This window comes from Candidatus Krumholzibacteriia bacterium, assembly GCA_029865265.1.
Lineage (GTDB): Bacteria > Krumholzibacteriota > Krumholzibacteriia > WVZY01 > JAKEHA01 > JAKEHA01.
This window is the reverse complement of the sequence record JAOUHG010000033.1, coordinates 1-19,707: the sequence shown is the minus strand read 5'-3', so window position 1 is coordinate 19,707 and position 19,707 is coordinate 1. Positions and strand designations below refer to the sequence as shown.

Genomic DNA, 19,707 nt, shown 5'->3' with positions numbered 1-19,707 from the left:
GTTCCTTCTTGGCTCAGGCGATATCGAAGGCTTCTATCGTCTGGCCCTCGGCCAGGGTCACGTATGCCTTCTTCCACGGCTTGCGCGCGCCGGCGAAGCGGCCCGACTTGTTCATTACCACTGTCATCTTGCCTGGGAACATCGCGGTGCGTACGTCGAGCACCTTCACATTGAAGAGCTTCTCCACCGCTTCCTTGATCTCCCGCTTGTTGGCATTACGATCGACACGAAACACGTAGCGATTCTTGCTTTCCTTGAGCACCGCGCTCTTCTCGGTGAGCATGGGCGCATCGATGATGAAGCGAATGTCGCTGGTCCTCATGACGCAAACACCTCTTCCATGCGGCTGAGCGCCGCGCTCGACACAACCAGCTTCTCGGCCCACACCACGTCGTAGGTGCTCACCGAATCCGCCAGCGTCACGCGAACATGGTCGATGTTGCGCACCGACTTGATGGTGGCCGGGTGCGCCTTGTCGAGAACCACCAGCGTCTTCTTGTCGGGATAGGCGCCCACACTCTTGAGCAGCCCGGCGAAATCCTTCGTCCTGGGCACGTCGAAATCCAGCGACTTCACCACGACGACATTTCCGTCGCGGGCGCGACTGGTGAGCGAGGAACACAGCGCGATGCGCTTGACCTTCTTGTTCATTTTGACGCGGTGGTCGCGCGGGTGCGGACCGAAAACGGTGCCGCCACCACGCCACAGCGGCGAACGAATGGTTCCGGCGCGCGCGCGGCCGGTGCCCTTCTGCCGCCACGGCTTCCTGCCACCGCCGCGCACATCCGAGCGCTCCTTGGTGTTCACGGTGCCCTGGCGCTGGTTGGCGAGATACGCCACCACCGCTTCGTGCACGACGAACTCGTTCACCTCGGCGTCGAACAACGCCTTGGGCAGGTCAACCGTGCCCGCGCTCTTGCCGTCTTTTTCGAAGCAATTGGCCGTCGCCATGGTCTACCTCGCGTCCGAGCGGACGAACACGATGCCGTTGTTCGCGCCGGGAATGCTGCCCTTGATGAACAGCAGGTTGTTCTCCGCGTCGATCTGTACCAGCGTCAGGTTGCGCGTGGTGCGCTTGACGCCGCCCATGCGCCCCGGCATGCGTTTGCCGGGCATGATTCGCGACGGATACGCGGACGACCCGGTCGAACCGGGCTCGCGATAGTTCTTGTTACCGTGCGTCTTGCGCCCGCGCTGGAAGTTGTGGCGTTTGATGGTTCCCGCGAAACCGCGCCCCTTCGAGGTGCCGGTGACGTGCACGATCTTGGCACCCTCGAACAGCTTCACGTCGAGGGTGTCGCCCACCTTGAAGGTGGCGGGATCGTCCACGCGAACCTCGCGCAGAATGCGTCGCACGGGTACGCCCGCCTGCTTGAAGTGGCCGGCCTCCGGCTTGTTCACGCGGGACGCCTTGGTCTCGTCGAAACCGATCTGGATGGCGCCGTAGCCTTCCTTCTCGGGGGTCTTCACCTGGATGATGGGGCAGGGCCCCACCTCGACGACCGACACCGGGATCACCCTGCCGGACGGCTCGAATATCTGTGTCATTCCAATTTTTTTGCCGATTAGCATCATGGCTGAACCTACGTTTTGATCTCGATGTCCACGCCCGCCGGAAGGACGAGCTTCGTCAAATCGTCGATCGTCTGCTGCGTCGTGTGCGTCAGGTCGATCAGCCGTTTGTGGATTCGAATCTCAAACTGTTCACGTGACTTCTTGTTCACGTGCGGCGAACGGAGAACCGTGTACACCGAGCGTCGCGTCGGAAGTGGAATCGGCCCGATGACGCGGGCGCCCGTGCGCCGCGCCGTGCGGACGATGTCATCCGTGGTGCGATCGAGTGTCGCGTGCTCGTACGCCTTCAACTTGATTCTGATTCTCTGGCCTTCCAACGCTGGGCTCCTCTCAGCACGCACTTACTGAATGACTTCGGTGACGACGCCGGCACCCACCGTGCGACCGCCCTCACGGATCGCGAACCGGAGCTCCAGCTCCATCGCGATCGGCGTGATCAACTCGATCTCCATCTCCACGTTGTCGCCCGGCATCACCATCTCCGTCCCACCCGGCAACGTCGCAACCCCCGTCACGTCCGTCGTCCGGAAGTAGAACTGCGGCCGGTACCCGTTGAAGAACGGCGTGTGACGCCCACCCTCTTCCTTGGTCAGGATGTACGCCTTCCCCTTGAACTTCGTGTGCGGCGTGATGCTCTTGGGTGCCGCCAGCACCATCCCCCGCTCGATGTCTTCCTTCTCCATGCCGCGCAGCAGCAACCCCACGTTGTCCCCAGCCTCCGCCACGTCCAGGAGCTTCCTGAACATCTCCACACCCGTCACCACCGTCTCCTTGGTCTCCTTGATGCCCACGCGCTCAACCTTGTCGCTCACCTTCACCACGCCGCGCTCGATACGGCCCGTGGCTACCGTCCCGCGCCCCGTGATCGAGAACACGTCTTCCACCGGCATCAAGAACGGCTTGTCCTTCTCGCGCTTCGGCGTCGGTATGTAGCTGTCCACCGCTTCCATCAGATCGATGATGCACTTGCCGCTCTCATCGTCCTCACCCTCCAGCGCCTTCAGCGCGCTGCCCCGGATGATCGGCACCTCGTCCCCGGGGAACTCGTAGCTCGAGAGAAGCTCCCGAACCTCCAGCTCCACCAGGTCCAGCAGCTCCGGATCGTCCACCATGTCGCACTTGTTCATGAAGACAACCATGTACGGAACGTTCACCTGACGCGCCAGCAGCACGTGCTCCCGCGTCTGCGGCATCGGACCGTCCGCCGCGCTCACCACCAGGATCGCGCCGTCCATCTGTGCGGCACCCGTGATCATGTTCTTCACGTAGTCCGCGTGACCCGGGCAGTCCACGTGCGCGTAGTGACGGTTCTTCGTCTGGTACTCCACGTGCGCCGTCGCAATCGTGATCCCGCGCGCGCGCTCTTCCGGCGCCTTGTCGATCTGATCGAACGCCACGAACTTTGCACCGCCCGTCCTCGCCAGCACCTTCGTGATCGCCGCCGTCAGAGTCGTCTTGCCGTGGTCCACGTGACCAATCGTCCCCACGTTTACGTGCGGCTTTGTCCTCTCGAACTTCTCCCTGGCCATCGGATCCTCCTTACCTGTCGTCCTAAGAGTTCAGCGTGGGCGTCAGTTCGCCACTTTCCCCTGGAACTTGCTGATGACTTCCTCGGCCACGCTCTTGGGCGCGGCTTCGTAGCACGCAAACTGCATCGTGTATACGGCGCGCCCCTGGGTGAGCGAACGAAGCGCCGTTGCATAACCAAACATCTCGGCCAGCGGCACGCGCGCCGCGATGACCTGCGCCTCCTGGCGCTGCGTCATGCCGCCGATCTTGCCGCGGCGCGAACTCAGATCGCCCATGACGTCGCCCATGTACTCCTTGGGCACGACGACTTCGACTTCCATGATGGGCTCGATGAGCTTCGGGTTGGACTTGCGCATGGCTTCCTTGAACGCCATGGACGCGGCCACCTGAAAGGCGATTTCGCTGGAGTCGACCTCGTGGTACGAGCCGTCCAGCAGCTGCACCTTCACCCCGACCACGGGGTAGCCGGCCAGCACGCCGGCGGTGAGGGCACCCTTGATGCCCTTTTCGACCGCGGGAACGTACTCGCGCGGGACGGTGCCGCCCACAACCTTGTTCTCGAACACGAAGTCCACGCCCTCGTCGGCCGGCTCGCAGTGGATGACCACGTGGCCATACTGGCCGCGGCCGCCGGACTGCTTGACGAACTTGTGCTCCGCTTCCACCGGCTTGCCGAAGGCCTCCTTGTAGGCCACCTGCGGCTTGCCGACGTTGGCGCTCACCTTGAACTCGCGCAACATGCGGTCCACCAGAATCTCGAGGTGCAGCTCGCCCATGCCGGAGATGAGGGTCTGACCCGTCTCATCGTCGGTGCGCACCTGGAAGGTGGGATCCTCATCGGACAGCTTGATGAGCGCCTCGGACAGCTTCTCCTGGTCGCCGGCCGTCTTGGGCTCGATGGCAACCGACAACACCGGCTCGGGGAAGTGCATGCGCTCGAGCACGACGGGGTTCTTCATGTCGCACAGCGTGTCGCCGGTGCGCGCGTCCTTCAGGCCGATGACGGCGCAGATGTCGCCGCAGTAAACCGTCTCGATCTCCTCGCGCTTGTCGGCATGCATCTGGATGAGACGACCGATGCGATCCTTCTTGCTCGTGGTTGTGTTGATCACCGTGGTGCCGGTGCTGACATTGCCGCTGTAGACGCGGATATACGTGAGCTTGCCCACATGCGGATCGGTCATGATCTTGAAGACCAGACCGGAGAACGGCTCGTCGTCGGAAGCCTTACGGATGATCTCGGTGGTGCTGTACACATCGTGACCGGTGACAGGCGGGACGTCGGCAGGAGAGGGAAGCAGGTGAACGACCGCGTCGAGCAACCTCTGCACACCCTTGTTCTTGAACGCCGACCCGCACATGACGGGAACGAACTTGCCCTCCAGCATGGCGCGCTTCATGGCCGCGCGCAGCGTCTCCTGCGAGCCTTCACCGGAGTCGAGGAACTGGCTCATGAGCTCGTCGTCGAAGTCGGAGAGGTTCTCCACCAGCTTGGCGCGGTGCTCCTTGGCCAGCGGCAGCAGGTCCGAGGGGATCTCAGCCATGTCGTACGTCATGCCCTTGGTGTCTTCGTGATAGAAGAACGCCTTCATGCGCACCAGGTCGATGATACCGTTGAACAGCTCGCCCGCGCCGATGGGCAACTGGATCGGCACCGCGTTGGCTCCCAGGCGGTCGTGCATCATCCGCACCACGTTCAGGAAGTCCGCGCCCATGCGGTCCATCTTGTTGACGAAGGCAATGCGCGGCACCTTGTACTTGTCCGCCTGCCGCCACACCGTCTCGGACTGGGGCTCCACACCGCCCACCGCACAGAACACGGCGATGGCGCCGTCGAGCACGCGCAGGCTGCGCTCCACCTCGGCGGTGAAGTCCACGTGGCCGGGCGTGTCGATGATGTTGATGCGGATCTCCTGCCCCTTGTTGTTCTTCCAGGCACAGGTGGTGGCCGCCGACGTGATGGTGATTCCGCGTTCGCGCTCCTGGACCATCCAGTCCATGGTGGTCGTACCTTCATGGACCTCGCCCAGCCGGTGCGTCTTCCCCGTATAGAAGAGGATCCGCTCCGTGGCCGTGGTCTTGCCGGCATCGATGTGGGCCATGATGCCGATGTTGCGTACGCGATCTAGGGGTATCTTCCTCGCCATATATCCTGCCGATTCCTCCGCGTTCGCGGCGACGGGCACACGGCCGCGCCGTCCGGCGATGCCGGAGGGGGTTTTTGCTCAGCTTCCCTGTTTGAGAGCTTCCGAGACCTGACTATGTGGCCCGGTCAACGCGCGACATCCGGTCGCCGGGGTTAAAGGTTCGCGCGGCCAGAGCCGCTTCCAAACCGTCCGTGGGACTTACCAGCGGAAGTGGGCGAACGCCTTGTTGGCCTCCGCCATCTTGTGGGTGTCTTCCCTCTTCTTGACGGACGGGCCCTCCATCCGGGACGCCTGCATCAACTCGTTTGCGAGTCGCTCGGACATGGTCTTCTCCGAACGAATGCGGGCGTAGCCCGAAATCCATCGCATGGCGAGGGCCACTCGCCGCGTCGAACGCACTTCGGTGGGCACCTGGTAGGTGGCACCGCCGACGCGACGAGACGAGACTTCCAGCGCGGGCCGGACATTGTCGATGGCCTTCTTGAAGACCTCGATGCCGCGCTGCCCGCTCTTCTGTTCGATGAGGTCGAAGCTGTCGTAGACGATGCTCTCGGCAGTCGACTTCTTCCCCTTGCGCATGATGTACGTCACGAACCGTGCGACCAGCACGTCGTTGTACTTCGGATCCCCGAGGTATTCCTTGTTCCTGGAACGTTTCCTTCTCGACATCGTATCCCTCGTTGCCGCTTGCGGTTACGCCTTCGGGCGCTTGGCGCCGTACTTCGACCGGCTGTTGCGCCGCCCCTCGACACCCGAGGTGTCGAGCACGCCGCGCACGATATGGTAGCGAACACCCGGAAGGTCCTTGACGCGGCCGCCGCGAATCAGAACGATCGAGTGCTCCTGCAGGTTGTGCCCTTCACCCGGGATGTACGCGGTCACTTCGATGCCGTTGGTGAGCCGCACACGCGCCACCTTGCGCAGCGCCGAGTTCGGCTTCTTGGGCGTCTGCGTGTAGACGCGCGTACACACGCCCCGCTTCTGCGGGCACGCGGCCATCGCCGGGGTCTTGGAACGGGTCGGCTTGTCCGTCCGCCCGCGGCGAATGAGCTGGTTGATCGTCGGCACAATTCCTCCGTTTTCGGCGCAAAAATCCCCGCGCAACGACAGGCTGTGGATAACTCCACGAAGGCCGGGTGCGGGGGTTTTCTAACTTATTTAAATTCTAGTGGTTACCAGGACTTCCGGTGAGGAAGTGATGGAGCCGCGAAGCACGGACTGTATCCGCTTTTCACGGGCCTGTCAAGCCCCTTTGTGGGCGGGCAGGCCTACTTCTCCATGGACTCCTTGCCCACCGCCGAGAGGGGCTCTTCGAGATCCTCCCGGTCGTCCATACCGGCCTCGTCGGGCATGCCGACGAACTCGTCGTCGTCACCCGCCGATGTGATGTCGATATAGTCGTAGTCCTTCACACCCGTCCCGGCCGGGATCAGGTGCCCGATAATCACGTTTTCCTTCAATCCGAGCAGCCGGTCCCGCTTGCCGCGCACCGCGGCGTCGGTGAGGACCCGCGTCGTCTCCTGGAAGCTCGCCGCCGAGAAGAAGCTCTCGGTGGAAAGCGACGCCTTGGTGATACCCAGCAGCATCGGCTTGAAGGTAGCCGGCCGGCCGCCCTCGCCCATGATGCGCTCGTTCTCCTCGCGGAACACGGTCTTGTCCAGCAGGTCGCCCTCGAGGAACATGGTGTCGCCCGGATCCTCGATCTGAACCTTCTGGAGCATCTGGCGCACGATCACCTCGATGTGCTTGTCGTTGATGCCCACACCCTGCAGGCGGTAGACCTCCTGGATCCCGTTGACCAGGTACTCCTGCGCCGCATTCACACCCTTGATGGCGAGAATGTCGAACGGGTTCACCGGTCCCTCGGTGAGGTTGTCGCCCGCCTCCACGCGGTCACCTTCGTACACGCGCAGGTGCTTGCCCTGCGGGATTATGTAGGTGCGCTCGTCGAGGTTCTCGTTCTTGATGATGATCTTGCGCATGCCGCGCGTGATCGGCCCGAACTCCACCGTGCCGTCGATCTCCGACACCACCGCGGATTCCTTGGGCTTGCGCACCTCGAACAGCTCCGCCACCCGCGGCAGACCGCCGGTGATGTCGCTGGTCTTCGCGGTCTCACGGCCGATCTTGCACAACGTATCGCCGGCGTGGATCTCCTGACCATCCTTCACCAGCACCTGTGCGCCGGTGGGGATGATGAAGTTGCCGATGATGTTGCCTTCCATGTCCAGCATCTGGATGTGCGGGTGCAACTTCTTATCGCGGTCTTCGATGACCACCATCTGCATCTTGCCGGTCTTCTCGTCGATCTTCTCGCGAATGGTCGCGTCCAGCACCAGGTCGCCAAAGCGAACCGTGCCGGCCTTGTCGGCAAGGATGACGTCGGAGTACGGATCCCAGCGGTAGATGACGGTGTTGGCCTCGACCATGTCGTTGGGCGTCACGTTGAGTTCGGCGCCGTAGGGCACGCCGAAGCGCGAGCGTACGCGGTCGCCTTCGTCGAGCAGCAGGAACTCGCTCTTGCGCGAGATCACGATGGGCTTGCCCTTGCGCCCCGTCACCGTGCGCAACCCCTTGAAGGTGGCCTTGCCGGGATACTTCACGATCTTCTGCGTTTGCTCGGCGATACGTCCGGCGATACCACCAATGTGGAAGGTTCGCAGGGTGAGCTGCGTGCCCGGCTCGCCGATCGACTGTGCCGCAATGACGCCCACCGCCTCGCCGCGTTCGACCAGTCGGCCGGTGGCGAGGTTGGTGCCGTAGCAGAGTGCGCACACGCCGCGCTTGGCTTCGCAGGTGAGCACGCTGCGAATCTTTACGTGCTCCACGCCCCGGTCTTCCACCAGCGCCGCCAGGTCCCAGGTGAGCATCTGGTTGGCTTCGATGATGCTGTCGCCGGTGATGGGATCGAGAACGTCGTCCACCGTCACGCGGCCGCGGATGCGGTCGGACAGCGACTCGATGATCTCCTCGCCTTCCTTGAGCGCAGAGATATCGATGCCCATGATGGTGCCGCAGTCCGGCACGTTGACAATCACGTCCTGCGCCACGTCCACCAGGCGGCGGGTGAGATACCCGGCGTCGGCGGTCTTGAGCGCGGTGTCGGCCAGACCCTTGCGGGCGCCGTGCGTGGAAATGAAGTACTGCAGCACCGAGAGACCCTCGAGGAAGTTGGCCACGATAGGCATCTCGATGATTTCGCCGATCTGACCGGTGATCTTCTTCTGCGGCTTCGCCATCAGGCCACGCATACCGGCCAGCTGACGAACCTGGTCCTTGCTGCCTCGCGACCCGGAGTCCGACATCATGAAGATGGGGTTGAACCCGTCGCGGTCCTTGCGCAGGCCCTCCATCATGAGTTCGCCCACCTCGTTGGTGGCGCGGGTCCAGGTGTCGATGATCTTGTTGTAGCGCTCGCCGTCGGTGATGTCGCCCTCCTCGTACTGGAGGAGGATGTTACCGACGTCCTTGCCGGCGCGCGCAATGATGTCCTGCTTGCCGATCGGAACGATAAGGTCGTCCATTCCCACCGTCAGTCCGCTCTTGGTCGCAAAGCCGAAGCCGGCGTCCTTGAGGTCGTCGAGGAAACGGATGGTGTGCTCGAGGCCGAGCTTGTCGAACGCCTCCGCCACCAAGCCCGCGAGCCCCTTCTTGTCGAGCACGTCGTTCTTGTAGCGCAGATCCTCGGGGATGATGCGGTTGAACAGCACACGCCCCACGGTGGTCTCGATGATCTCGCCCTTCCAGCGCAGCTTGATGCGCGCGTGCAGGTCGACCCGGCCGGCCGCCAGCGCAATCTCCACCTCTTCCATGGAGTAGAAGGCCTTGCCCTCACCGCGCGCGCCCTTCTTGGCCATGGTGAGGAAGTAGGCCCCGATCACCATGTCCTGCGAGGCAACCGCGAGCGGCTTGCCGTTGGCGGGCGAAAGGATGTTGTGCGCCGAGAGCATCAGCGTGCGTGCCTCGAGCTGCGCCTCGTAGGAGAGCGGCACGTGCACGGCCATCTGGTCGCCGTCGAAGTCGGCGTTGAACGCCGCGCACACCAGCGGGTGCAGACGAATGGCTTTGCCCTCCACCAGCACCGGCTGGAAAGCCTGGATGCCGAGGCGGTGCAGGGTGGGCGCGCGGTTCAGAAGCACCGGGTGCTCCTGGATGATCTCCTCGAGGATGTCCCAGACTTCCGGGCTCTCCTGCTCGACGAGCTTCTTGGCGCTCTTCACCGTCTGCACGTAGTTCTTCTCTTCCAGCTTGCGGATGATGAACGGTTTGAACAACTCGAGCGCCATGCTCTTGGGCAGGCCGCACTCGTAGATCTTCAACTCCGGTCCCACCACGATCACGGAACGGCCCGAGTAGTCCACGCGCTTGCCGAGCAGGTTCTGGCGGAAACGGCCCTGCTTGCCCTTGAGCATGTCAGAGAGGCTCTTGAGCGGCCGGTTGCCCTGGCCGCGCACCGCGCGCGAGCGGCGGCCGTTGTCGAACAGCGCGTCGACGGCCTCCTGCAGCATGCGCTTCTCGTTGCGCAGAATGACTTCCGGCGCCTTGATCTCGATGAGCTTCTTCAACCGGTTGTTGCGGTTGATGACGCGGCGGTAGAGATCGTTCAAATCGGAGGTGGCGAAGCGCCCGCCCTCCAGCGGCACCAGCGGGCGCAGCTCGGGCGGCAGCACCGGGATCACGTCGAGGATCATCCACTCGGGGCGGTTCTCGGAACCACGGAAGGCCTCCACCACCTTGAGGCGCTTGAGCTGGTCCTTCTTGCGCTGCACCGAGGTTTCGGTCTCGATGCGGGTGCGCAGTTCCTTGGACAGCTCGTTCAGGTCGATGCGCTTGAGCAGTTCCTTGATGGCCTCCGCACCCATGCGCGCGGTGAACTCCAGGTTCTGGTCCTCCAACTCGAGGAAGCGGTCCTCGGAGAGCAGTTGCTTCTCCTTGACCGGCGCGTTGCCCGGGTCCACCACGATGAACGACTCGTAGTAGAGCACGCGCTCGAGGTCGCGGATGGTCATGTCGAGCAGGTGGCCGATGCGGCTGGGCAGCCCCTTGAAGAACCAGATGTGCGAAACCGGCACGGCCAGTTCGATGTGGCCCAGGCGTTCGCGGCGCACGTTGGCGCGCGTCACTTCCACGCCGCAGCGGTCACAGATGACGCCGCGGTAGCGGATGCGCTTGTACTTGCCGCAACTGCACTCCCAGTCCTTCACCGGGCCAAAAATGCGCTCGCAGAACAGGCCGTCTTTTTCCGGCTTGAACGAGCGGTAGTTGATGGTCTCCGGCTTGGTGACCTCGCCATAGCTCCACTCGCGGATGCGCTCGGGCGACGCCAGCATGATGCGGATCGACTTGAAGTCGGTCGGCTTCCTGCGATCTTTCTCCAGGTTGATGAACACCTAGACTCCTCCTACTGACGGGCGATACGCTCCGTCGATTCGAGCAGCCCCAGGCCGCCCACTCACTTGATCACCGTCATCTTCTTCGTGTCCGTAAACGACCCCGCCACGAGCTTGTAAAAGTACACCCCGCTCGCAACGGGCTGGCCCCGGTCGTTGTAGCCATCCCATCCCAGGCGGTGGACACCAGCCTGAAAGCGCTCATTCGCGAGCGTCTTCACCGCGGCACCCCGGACATCGTAGATGCGCAGATCGACATTTGCATCCTCGGCCACCGAAAACGCGACCGTCGTGGTCGGGTTGAACGGGTTCGGATAGTTCTGCGCAAGCTCGTTTCTGTACGTCGCCGGCGCCACAGTAAGGAGCCGCTCGACAAGCGACAACTGCCGCTGGCTGGCGTTCGTCGAGATCGTTGACGGGCCCGCAAGAATGTCGCCCACTACAAGCTCAAAGTCCTCTTCTGAAAGGCTCAGCGGCTCGGACGACGCCACAGTAAACTCCGCAGTTCCAATCGCTATCTCCCCGGCTGAAGACGAATCGCTTCCCTTACGTAGGATCGGGTTCGCCAATAAGTTACGCGCTCCGCGTAGATAAGCCCACCATCAACCACCTGAAACAGCCCATTGACACCAGCAAAAGAATACCAACCGTGCTCATTGCGTTTGAGCATACACAGCCATCGTTGGCCCACCACGTAGTTCTTCGGCACAGGCATTCGCCATTCGGGAGAATATCGGCCTCTTGTTATCGCCACGAGGTCTATGCGGGGAATGCCGACCACTCTGCCCTTATCCAGTTGATCAACACGCAAGGAAATCTTGGCCAGCTCTGCTTTGGCACCGTCCGGCCCAGTGATGACCGATTTCTCAACGGCCACCACTTCCCCTTCAACAATCAACTCCGCTTGCTCGATGACGTTCGCAAGTTCCCACTGCCTCACGCTTGCCCGCATCGCAGAGTCTGAAATGGTCGACGTGTGATCACCATCTCGAGAGGCCCAATCGCTGCCCGTCTTGAGATAGCGACTCTTAGCCGCTGTTTGGTAGTAGAGGCGCAACCGCGGATGAAAGAAGCCGCACACAACCATCTCTTGACCAACCGGAAAGAAACCATCCACTTCCAGAGGATGGTTATACACCATGAGTGTCCAGTCGCCAGACTGAGCCGGGCCTCTCAGAACTTCGTTAACGTGCATCGTCACGTAAGCCACCGTCTTGTCTCGCAACATCTCACTCTCCGGTAGCATCCAGAAGTCCGCCTGCCGCACGGTTCCCTCCGTGATGGAGGCCACTGTGCCCCGCACCACTATGTCGGCGTCACGGAGTGACGAAACGTCCCAGGTGTCGCCCGCGCTCGTCGTTGCGAGTACAACTCCTGTGGCGCATGAACCTGCCAGACCAGCGGCCACGGCGATCAGCAGCCCTTGCCTCATCGCGGACTTCATAGCTCTTGCGCTCCTAACTGACGGGCCATACGCTCTGTGAGTGTCTCGTCCGCGTGCAACTCCGCTTCGTCGGAAAAGAGAGCGAAAAATGTCGTTTGTCTTAACCTGTTCCCCCGAGAGTCGCCCCAACCCGAGCGTGTACTGCTTGCCTAGCCTCGTTCCAGCTCGATGTCCAGAGCGAGGCTCTGAAGTTCCTTCACAAGTACGTTGAACGACTCGGGGATGCCCGGCTCGGCCGGGTTCTCGCCCTTTACGATCGCTTCGTAGATCTTGGCGCGTCCCTGGATGTCGTCCGACTTCACGGTGAGCAGCTCCTGCAGGCAGAACGCTGCGCCGTAGGCTTCCAGCGCCCACACTTCCATTTCTCCGAAGCGCTGCCCGCCGAACTGCGCCTTGCCGCCCAGCGGCTGCTGGGACACCAGCGAGTACGGTCCGATGGAGCGGGCGTGGATCTTGTCGTCCACCAGGTGCGAGAGCTTCATCATATAGATGTAGCCCACGGTGACCTCCTGCTCGAACGGTTCGCCCGTGCGGCCGTCAAACAGCATGCTCTTGCCGGTCTCGGGCAGGCCCTGCTCGCGCAGCGCCTGCTTGATCTCGAGTACCGAGGCGCCGTCGAACACCGGACAGGTGACGGCGTAACCGCCCGCGTGCGCCGCCCAGCCGAGGTGGGTTTCCAGAATCTGGCCCACGTTCATTCGGCTCGGCACGCCCAGCGGGTTCAGGACGATCTCCACCGGGCGGCCGTCTGGCAGGTGCGGCATATCCTCCACCGGGACCACGCGCGCCACCACGCCCTTGTTGCCGTGGCGTCCCGCCATCTTGTCGCCCACCTGCAGCTTGCGCTTGCGGAACACGTACACCTTGACCAGGCGCGATACGCCGGGCGGAAGTTCGTCGCCGCGTGTCACGCGCTCGACTTCCTTCTCGTACTGCACGTCGATGCGCTCGATGGCCTTGGCGGCGGTGTCCAGCACCACCTGCACCTGGCGATCGACCTTGGGGTCCTTCACGATGGCGAGGCCCCATTGCAGGTTGTCGAGATCGATCTCCTCGAAGAACTTGTCGGTGATCTTGCGCCCGGCCTTGGCGATGACCTCGCCGGTCTCGGCGTGCACCAGCTTCTCGCTGGTTTCACCCACCATGAGCCGCTCCAGTTTCTGGTGGCGGATGTACTTGACCCGCTCCACCTCCTGGTCGCGTCCCTTCTTGAGCTTGTTGAGGCGGATCTTGTCCTGGCTGCGCGACTTGTCATCGCGCTCCTTGCGCGAGAACACCTCGATGCCAACCACGATGCCGTCCATGCCCGGAGGCGCCTTGAGCGAGGCGTCGCGCACGTCGCCGGCCTTCTCGCCGAAGATGGCGCGCAGCAGGCGCTCTTCCGGCGACAGCTCGGTCTCGCCCTTGGGCGTCACCTTGCCCACCAGGATATCGCCCGCCTTCACGCGCGCGCCGATGCGCACGATGCCGTCCTCGTCGAGGTTCTTGAGGGCCTCTTCGCCGACGTTGGGGATCTCGCGCGTGATCTCCTCCATGCCCGCCTTGGTGTCGCGGACCTGGCACTCGAACTCCTCGATGTGCAGACTGGTGAACTTGTCCTGCTTGAGGAAAGCTTCGCTGCACACGATGGCGTCTTCGTAGTTGTAGCCCAGCCACGGCATGAACGCGACCAGCGCGTTGATGCCCAGCGCCAGCTCGCCCTTCTCGGTGGCGGGACCATCCGCCAGCACCTGGCCGGCCTTGATCTTCTCGCCCACGTGAACTAGCGGCTTCTGGTTGATGCACGTGTCCTGGTTGGAGCGCTTGAACTTGAGCAACGGATATTCGTCCATGCCCTCGTAGTCCGAGTAGTCATCCAGCGTGTCCTTGCGGCCACCCGGATCCACCACGATGTGCTCACCCGACACGCTCATCACGGTGCCCGCGCGGCGCGAGATCACCAGCACGCCCGAATCGCGCGCGATCTTTCCTTCCATGCCGGTGCCGACCAGCGGCGACTGCGCGGTAAGCAGGGGAACCGCCTGGCGCTGCATGTTGCAGCCCATGAGAGCGCGGTTGGCGTCGTCGTGCTCGAGGAACGGGATCAGCGACGCGGCCGCACTCACCAGCTGGCGGGGCGACACGTCCATGTACTGCAGCTGCGACGGCTCCACCACGGGGAAGTCGCTTCGGCAGCGCGCCAGCACGTTGTCGGCCTGGAACTGGCCCTTCTCGTTTACCTGCGCGTTGGCCTGCGCGATGATGCAGTCGGCCTCTTCGTCCGCGGAGAGGAACGCGATGTCCTCGGTGACGCGGCCGTTGTCCACGCGGCGGTACGGCGTCTCCAGGAAACCGTACTGGTTGATGCGCGCGAAGGTGGCCAGCGAGCTGATCAGCCCGATGTTGGGACCTTCCGGCGTCTCGATGGGGCACATGCGGCCGTAGTGCGTGAAGTGCACGTCGCGTACTTCGAAGCCGGCGCGCTCGCGGGTAAGACCGCCCGGTCCCAGCGCGGAGAGCCGGCGCTTGTGCGTCAGCTCGGCGAGCGGGTTGGTCTGGTCCATGAACTGCGAGAGCTGGCTCGATCCGAAGAACGACTGGATCACCGCGGACACGGTGCGCGCGTTGATCAGGTCGTACGGCGTGATCTGGTCGCTGTCCTGCTGGAGCGTCATGCGCTCCTTGACGATACGCGCCATGCGCGCCAGTCCGATGGAGAACTGGTTGGCCAGCAACTCTCCCACCGAACGAATGCGGCGGTTGCCCAGGTGGTCGATGTCATCCGGCTCGGCGTCGGCCGCCTTCATGTCGAGCAGGCACGCAATCACGGCCACGAAGTCGGCCGGATCCAGCGTGGTGGTCTCGATGGGAACATCCAGCTTGAGGCGGCGGTTGATCTTGTAACGCCCCACCGGCGCCAGGTCGTAGCGCTTGGGCGTGAAGAACATGCGCTGCAGCAGCGCGCGCGCCGTCTCCAGGTTCGGCGGATCACCGGGACGAATAAGGTTGTAGATCTTCTTGAGCGCCGCGTCCTGTCCCTGCGAGCTGTCCTTCTTGAGCGTCTTCAGAACGACGTCGTCTTCCGGGCTTTCGTTCTCGGGGTACTTGATGCAGTGCACCTGGGTGACCTTGGCCTCGCGCAGCTTCTCGATGATCTTGTCGTCGATCATCTGGCCTGCCTCCAGCATGACCTCGCCCGAACCCTTGTCGGTGACGTCCTGGATAGAGACGCGGCCCACCAGCTCTTCGTCCTTCTTGCTCTTGGCCCCCAGGCGGACGACCTCTTCCTGATGGAACAGGCGCAGGATCGACTGGTTGGTGTCGAAGCCCATCGCCTTGAGCAGCACCGATACCGGAATCTTGCGGCGACGGTCGATGTTCACGAACATGACATCGTTGATGTCGACGGTGAACTCCACCCACGAGCCGCGATACGGAATGATGCGCGCGTTGAACAGGCGCTTGCCGTTGGGGTGAATCTCGTCGCCGAAGAACACGCCCGGCGAACGGTGCAACTGGCTGACGATCACGCGCTCGGCACCGTTGATGATGAAGGTGCCCTTGCGGGTGAGAATGGGGATTTCGCCCAGGAACACCTCGCTCTGGATGATGTCCTTGAGGCGCTTCTCGCCACTCTCCTCGTCTTCCTCATTGATAACGAGGCGAAGACGGGCCTTGAGCGGCGCCGCGTAGGTCAGGTCGCGCTCCTTGCACTCCTCCTCGGAGTACTTGGGTTCGCTGATGATGTAGCCGTGGTACTCGAGCTTGTACTTTCCCTTGGGCGATTCGATAGGGAAAACCGAGTTGAAGACGGCCTCGAGTCCCTGGTCCTTGCGCTTGTCGATGGCGACTTCGCGCTGCAGGAACTCAGCGTAGCTCTCCAGCTGGATAGCGAGGAGATTGGGAATGTCCATGACCTCCGGGATCTTGGCGAACTGCACGCGTCCGTGCTCGTCCCGGGGGTACGACATAATAGCTTTTTCGGGCTTCTTGATCATCGTGTCCTCGAAGTAACGGGGTCTTTCGCAGTCTGCAACCGCCCGCACCCACTGGCAGGGACGCGCGCGGGCGCAGGGTTATACACCGCTGCGCCTGTAAAAGCTTCGCGCAGAAAGCGCGCCGACGGCCGGACGCCCGCATGGGGCGCCCGGTCCCGTCGAAACGCGACGCGCGTTACTTGACTTCGACGGTCGCGCCGGTCTCGGCGAGCTGCTTCTTGAGCTCTTCCGCTTCGGCCTTGGGCACGCCTTCCTTGACAGGCTTGGGAGCACCCTCCACGAGATCCTTGGCCTCCTTGAGACCCAGACCCGTGATCGCACGCACGACCTTGATGACCTTGATCTTCTCCGCACCCACGGCGGCGAGAATAACGTCGAACTCGGTCTTCTCCTCGGCAGGCGCGGCCGCTGCCGCACCGGGCATCGCGGCAAACGCCATCGGCGACGCCGCGGTGACGCCGAACTTGTCCTCCAGCGCCTTGACGAGTTCCGACATCTCGAGGAGCGTCAGCTTCTCGATGGCCTCCATGGCCGTCTGGGCGTTGGAACTGCTCAACTTCACTGCTTCCGACATGATCTCTACTCCTTCACCGATGGTTTCTGATCAGCACTTCGAGGCGCCTGCCTCACACCTACGACTGTTTCTCCGATGCCTGCTTCATCACACTGAGGAGGTTCCGCAGCGGACCCTCCATGACACCCAGCAGGTTCCGCGCGGGACCCTGGATGCCTCCCAGCAACTGCGCGAGCATTTCCGGCTTGGACGGAAGCTTCGCGAGCGCCAGTACGCCGGTGGCGTCGATGACGTTGCCGTCCAGGAAGGCCGCCTTGAATTTCGGCAGCTCGAACTCCTCGGCGAACTTCACCAGCACCTTGGCCGCGACGTTCTCGGTGTCGCGGCTGATGGCAATGGCCGTCGGGCCCCGGAAGTGGGGTTCGAGCGCGGCCGCGGGCGTGTCCTTTATGCCCCGCTTTGCCAGCGTGTTCTTGACCACACGAAGCTCGACGCCCTCGGCGCGACAGCGCCGGCGCAGCTCCGTGATCTTTGCGACGTCGAGCCCCGTCAGATCCGACAGAACGACGGACCGGGCGGCGGTGATCGACTCGGTTACGAGATCGACCTGCGCGACTTTTTCGGGACGGGCCATGACTTCCTCCAACTGTGCCGCTTACTGCAGCGTGACGACGATGTTCTGACTGTCGAGCTTCACCGACGGTCCCATGGTGGACGAGATCGACAGACTCTTGATGTAGCGACCCTTGCTCGCGGCAGGTTTTGCGCGAACGATTTCGTGGATGAGAACCTTCAGGTTCTCGAGCAGCTTCTCCTGGTCGAACGACCGCTTGCCGATGGGCACGTGCAGGTTGGCGTTCTTGTCGACGCGGTACTCCACCTTGCCGGCCTTGACGTCATTGATCGCCTTGGCCACATCGAAGGTCACCGTGCCGCTCTTGGGGTTGGGCATGAGGCCACGGGGACCGAGCACGCGGCCCAGCTTGCCCACTTCACCCATGAGGTCCGGCGTGGCAATGATGACATCCACGTCGGTCCAGCCGCCGGTGAGCTTGGGGATGAACTCGTCGGCACCCACGAAGTCGGCGCCGGCGTCACGCGCCTCGCGTTCCTTCTCGCCGCGCGCCAGCACCAGCACGCGCACCGTGCGCCCGGTGCCGTTGGGCAGCACCACCGTGCCGCGCACCTGCTGGTCCGCCTGGCGCGGATCCACGCCCAGTAGCGCGGAGAGCTCGATGGTCTCGTCGAACTTGGCGGTTGCGGTTTCCTTGACCAGGCGTACCGCCTCGTCGAGATCGTAGAGCTTGCCGTGCTCCACCTTGGCCGTGGCCGTCGTGTAACGCTTGCCTTCCTTCATATCTCTCAGTCCTCCACCAGCAGGCCCATGCTGCGGGCCGTTCCGGCTACCATTTTCATCGCTGCCTCGATGTCGACCGCGTTGAGGTCGGGCATCTTGGTTTCCGCAATCTTGCGCACCTGTTCCGAGGTCACCTTGCCAACCTTGTTGCGGTTGGGTTCGCCCGAGCCCTTGGCCAGGCCGGCGGCCTGCTTGAGCAACACCGACGCCGGCGGCGTCTTGGTGATGAAGTCGAACGAGCGGTCCGAAAAGACGGTGAGCAGCACCGGCGTTATCACGCCCTGTTGCTGCTGCGTTCGCGCGTTGAACTGCTTGCAGAAGTCCATGATGTTGACGCCGTGCTGACCGAGCGCCGGACCCACCGGCGGCGCGGGCGTGGCATTTCCACCCGGGATCTGCAGCTTCACCACGGTTACGACCTTCTTGCCTTTACCGCCCTTTGCTGCGGGCTTGCTGGGAGCTGCCATGACGAATTTCTCCAGTATGCAAACGACCACCACGGGCGGCGCGGCCCCTTGCCGGGCACTGCACGCGCGGTCGTAACGCGTTTAGATGTTTTCGACCTGCAAGAAGTCGAGTTCGACGGGGGTCTCTCGCCCGAAGATACTCACCAACACCCGGAGCTTTCCGCGCTCGGCGTTGATCTCGTCGATCACGCCGGTGAAGTCGCTGAACGGACCATCCTTGATGCGGATGTGCTCGCCCAGCGTGAACGGAATCTCCGGAATGATGGTCTGCTTTTCCTTGTCCATGCGGCCGAGGATCCGCTCCACTTCCGGCTTGGTCAGCGGCTGCGGCCCCGACGACGTACCGACAAAACCGGTGACACCCGGTAGATCGGTCACCAGATGGAACGCCTCGTCCGACATGTTCATCTCGATCATGATGTAACTGGGGAAGAACTTCTTCGTGGTGATGGTCTTCTTCCCCTTCTTCATCTCGGCGACCTCTTCGGTCGGCACCACGATCTGGCCGAAATGATCACGGATCGAGGACGCGTTGATCATCTTCTGGATGTTCTCGCGCACCTTGTTCTCGTGGCCGGAGTACGTGTGCACCACGTACCAGCGCATCGGCATCTTGGTGACTTCTTCCACCTCGGGGGTGGACGCCGCCGCTGCCGACTGCTCTTTGATTTCGTTGTTCTCGCTCATTGCGATGCGCGGCTCCAAACGTACCGTCTTAACCGAAGACCAGCTTGATGATCCGGCTCAGGATCTGGTCCACGATGCCGATGAAAATCGTCACGAGAAAGGTGGCGATGATCACCACGCGTGTGGACTGCTTGAGTTCCTCACGCGTGGGCCAGGTGACCTTCTTGAGCTCCGTCTTGGTCTCGTTGAAAAATATGACGATGCGCTCTTTCATCTCATTTTTCCGTCGTAAATGGCAGGCCCGGCAGGACTCGAACCTGCAACCCCCGGTTTTGGAGACCGGTGCTCTACCAATTGAGCTACAGGCCTGTGTGTCCGGTCGTTCTCGCCACGGAATGCGCTAGCGCGTTTCCTTGTGCTCCGTGTGCGAGTTGCACCAGCGGCAGTACTTCTTGTGCGCCACGCGGTCCTGGTGCTTCTTCTTGTTCTTGGTGGTCGTATAATTGCGGCGTTTGCATTTGCTGCACGCCAGCGTTACGTGGTCTCTCACGCCTCATCCCTCTCTTACTGAATGACTTCGGTGACGACGCCGGCACCCACCGTGCGACCGCCCTCACGGATCGCGAACCGGAGCTCCAGCTCCATCGCGATCGGCGTGATCAACTCGATCTCCATCTCC

The 19,707-nt window shown here is 62.7% G+C and carries 20 protein-coding genes and 1 tRNA gene; all 21 read right to left on the bottom strand.

What is annotated here, in order from left to right:
• Window positions 1-13: 13 nt before the first annotated feature.
• Window positions 14-322 carry a 50S ribosomal protein L23 gene (gene rplW / locus OEX18_12695; protein ID MDH4338122.1) on the bottom strand — a complete coding sequence of 103 codons (309 nt, stop codon included), beginning with the start codon at window positions 320-322 and terminating at the stop codon, window positions 14-16.
• A complete protein-coding gene (rplD, locus tag OEX18_12690) occupies window positions 319-951 on the bottom strand; it encodes a 50S ribosomal protein L4 (GenBank protein ID MDH4338121.1) in 633 nt (210 codons plus the stop codon). The genes rplW and rplD overlap by 4 nt, the downstream gene beginning before the upstream one ends.
• Window positions 952-954: 3 nt before the next feature.
• The gene (gene rplC / locus OEX18_12685) at window positions 955-1,575 is read right to left on the bottom strand and encodes a 50S ribosomal protein L3 (protein MDH4338120.1); all 621 of its coding nucleotides are present in this window, start codon (window positions 1,573-1,575) and stop codon (window positions 955-957) included.
• Window positions 1,576-1,583: 8 nt separating this feature from the next.
• Window positions 1,584-1,892 (bottom strand): 30S ribosomal protein S10, encoded by a 309-nt coding sequence (gene rpsJ / locus OEX18_12680; GenBank protein ID MDH4338119.1) that lies wholly within the window; start codon window positions 1,890-1,892, stop codon window positions 1,584-1,586.
• A 24-nt stretch (window positions 1,893-1,916) separates the two neighbouring features.
• Entirely contained in the window at window positions 1,917-3,104 is a 1,188-nt protein-coding gene (gene tuf, locus OEX18_12675; protein ID MDH4338118.1) for an elongation factor Tu, read from the bottom strand.
• Window positions 3,105-3,146: 42 nt separating this feature from the next.
• A complete protein-coding gene (fusA, locus tag OEX18_12670; protein ID MDH4338117.1) occupies window positions 3,147-5,252 on the bottom strand; it encodes an elongation factor G in 2,106 nt (701 codons plus the stop codon).
• A gap of 198 nt (window positions 5,253-5,450) precedes the next feature.
• Window positions 5,451-5,921 (bottom strand): 30S ribosomal protein S7, encoded by a 471-nt coding sequence (rpsG, locus tag OEX18_12665; protein ID MDH4338116.1) that lies wholly within the window; start codon window positions 5,919-5,921, stop codon window positions 5,451-5,453.
• Window positions 5,922-5,945: 24 nt separating this feature from the next.
• Window positions 5,946-6,320 carry a 30S ribosomal protein S12 gene (rpsL, locus tag OEX18_12660; GenBank protein MDH4338115.1) on the bottom strand — a complete coding sequence of 125 codons (375 nt, stop codon included), beginning with the start codon at window positions 6,318-6,320 and terminating at the stop codon, window positions 5,946-5,948.
• Between the two features lie 200 nt (window positions 6,321-6,520).
• Window positions 6,521-10,642, bottom strand: coding sequence for a DNA-directed RNA polymerase subunit beta' (gene rpoC, locus OEX18_12655; GenBank protein MDH4338114.1), 4,122 nt, complete (start codon window positions 10,640-10,642; stop codon window positions 6,521-6,523).
• Between the two features lie 62 nt (window positions 10,643-10,704).
• On the bottom strand, window positions 10,705-11,133 hold the full coding sequence (locus tag OEX18_12650) for a T9SS type A sorting domain-containing protein (protein MDH4338113.1): 429 nt from the start codon (window positions 11,131-11,133) through the stop codon (window positions 10,705-10,707).
• Between the two features lie 23 nt (window positions 11,134-11,156).
• Window positions 11,157-12,086 (bottom strand): hypothetical protein, encoded by a 930-nt coding sequence (locus OEX18_12645; GenBank protein MDH4338112.1) that lies wholly within the window; start codon window positions 12,084-12,086, stop codon window positions 11,157-11,159.
• 149 nt (window positions 12,087-12,235) lie between these two features.
• Window positions 12,236-16,036, bottom strand: a complete 3,801-nt coding sequence (rpoB, locus tag OEX18_12640; GenBank protein MDH4338111.1) for a DNA-directed RNA polymerase subunit beta — start codon at window positions 16,034-16,036, stop codon at window positions 12,236-12,238.
• A gap of 202 nt (window positions 16,037-16,238) precedes the next feature.
• Window positions 16,239-16,637 carry a 50S ribosomal protein L7/L12 gene (rplL, locus tag OEX18_12635; GenBank protein ID MDH4338110.1) on the bottom strand — a complete coding sequence of 133 codons (399 nt, stop codon included), beginning with the start codon at window positions 16,635-16,637 and terminating at the stop codon, window positions 16,239-16,241.
• Window positions 16,638-16,695: 58 nt separating this feature from the next.
• Window positions 16,696-17,211 carry a 50S ribosomal protein L10 gene (rplJ, locus tag OEX18_12630; protein ID MDH4338109.1) on the bottom strand — a complete coding sequence of 172 codons (516 nt, stop codon included), beginning with the start codon at window positions 17,209-17,211 and terminating at the stop codon, window positions 16,696-16,698.
• A gap of 21 nt (window positions 17,212-17,232) precedes the next feature.
• Window positions 17,233-17,934, bottom strand: coding sequence for a 50S ribosomal protein L1 (rplA, locus tag OEX18_12625; protein ID MDH4338108.1), 702 nt, complete (start codon window positions 17,932-17,934; stop codon window positions 17,233-17,235).
• A gap of 5 nt (window positions 17,935-17,939) precedes the next feature.
• Window positions 17,940-18,401: a 50S ribosomal protein L11 gene (gene rplK, locus OEX18_12620; GenBank protein ID MDH4338107.1), complete on the bottom strand. Its 462-nt coding sequence runs from the start codon at window positions 18,399-18,401 to the stop codon at window positions 17,940-17,942.
• 81 nt (window positions 18,402-18,482) lie between these two features.
• Window positions 18,483-19,013, bottom strand: a complete 531-nt coding sequence (gene nusG, locus OEX18_12615) for a transcription termination/antitermination protein NusG (protein ID MDH4338106.1) — start codon at window positions 19,011-19,013, stop codon at window positions 18,483-18,485.
• Between the two features lie 103 nt (window positions 19,014-19,116).
• Window positions 19,117-19,302 carry a preprotein translocase subunit SecE gene (gene secE, locus OEX18_12610; protein MDH4338105.1) on the bottom strand — a complete coding sequence of 62 codons (186 nt, stop codon included), beginning with the start codon at window positions 19,300-19,302 and terminating at the stop codon, window positions 19,117-19,119.
• A 19-nt stretch (window positions 19,303-19,321) separates the two neighbouring features.
• Window positions 19,322-19,397: transfer RNA gene (locus OEX18_12605), tRNA-Trp, on the bottom strand.
• Window positions 19,398-19,428: 31 nt separating this feature from the next.
• Window positions 19,429-19,578, bottom strand: coding sequence for a 50S ribosomal protein L33 (rpmG, locus tag OEX18_12600; GenBank protein ID MDH4338104.1), 150 nt, complete (start codon window positions 19,576-19,578; stop codon window positions 19,429-19,431).
• Between the two features lie 14 nt (window positions 19,579-19,592).
• Window positions 19,593-19,707: hypothetical protein (locus tag OEX18_12595; GenBank protein MDH4338103.1), on the bottom strand; the 115-nt coding region annotated here is incomplete at its 5' end.

Coding starts and splice junctions, on each gene's coding strand:
- rplW (MDH4338122.1), bottom strand. CDS start 322: ATGAGGACCAGCGACATTCGCTTCATCATCGATGCGCCCATGCTCACC.
- rplD (MDH4338121.1), bottom strand. CDS start 951: ATGGCGACGGCCAATTGCTTCGAAAAAGACGGCAAGAGCGCGGGCACG.
- rplC (MDH4338120.1), bottom strand. CDS start 1,575: ATGATGCTAATCGGCAAAAAAATTGGAATGACACAGATATTCGAGCCG.
- tuf (MDH4338118.1), bottom strand. CDS start 3,104: ATGGCCAGGGAGAAGTTCGAGAGGACAAAGCCGCACGTAAACGTGGGG.
- fusA (MDH4338117.1), bottom strand. CDS start 5,252: ATGGCGAGGAAGATACCCCTAGATCGCGTACGCAACATCGGCATCATG.
- rpsG (MDH4338116.1), bottom strand. CDS start 5,921: ATGTCGAGAAGGAAACGTTCCAGGAACAAGGAATACCTCGGGGATCCG.
- OEX18_12645 (MDH4338112.1), bottom strand. CDS start 12,086: ATGAAGTCCGCGATGAGGCAAGGGCTGCTGATCGCCGTGGCCGCTGGT.
- rpoB (MDH4338111.1), bottom strand. CDS start 16,036: ATGTCGTACCCCCGGGACGAGCACGGACGCGTGCAGTTCGCCAAGATC.
- rplL (MDH4338110.1), bottom strand. CDS start 16,637: ATGTCGGAAGCAGTGAAGTTGAGCAGTTCCAACGCCCAGACGGCCATG.
- rplJ (MDH4338109.1), bottom strand. CDS start 17,211: ATGGCCCGTCCCGAAAAAGTCGCGCAGGTCGATCTCGTAACCGAGTCG.
- rplA (MDH4338108.1), bottom strand. CDS start 17,934: ATGAAGGAAGGCAAGCGTTACACGACGGCCACGGCCAAGGTGGAGCAC.
- rplK (MDH4338107.1), bottom strand. CDS start 18,401: ATGGCAGCTCCCAGCAAGCCCGCAGCAAAGGGCGGTAAAGGCAAGAAG.
- nusG (MDH4338106.1), bottom strand. CDS start 19,013: ATGCCGATGCGCTGGTACGTGGTGCACACGTACTCCGGCCACGAGAAC.
- secE (MDH4338105.1), bottom strand. CDS start 19,302: ATGAAAGAGCGCATCGTCATATTTTTCAACGAGACCAAGACGGAGCTC.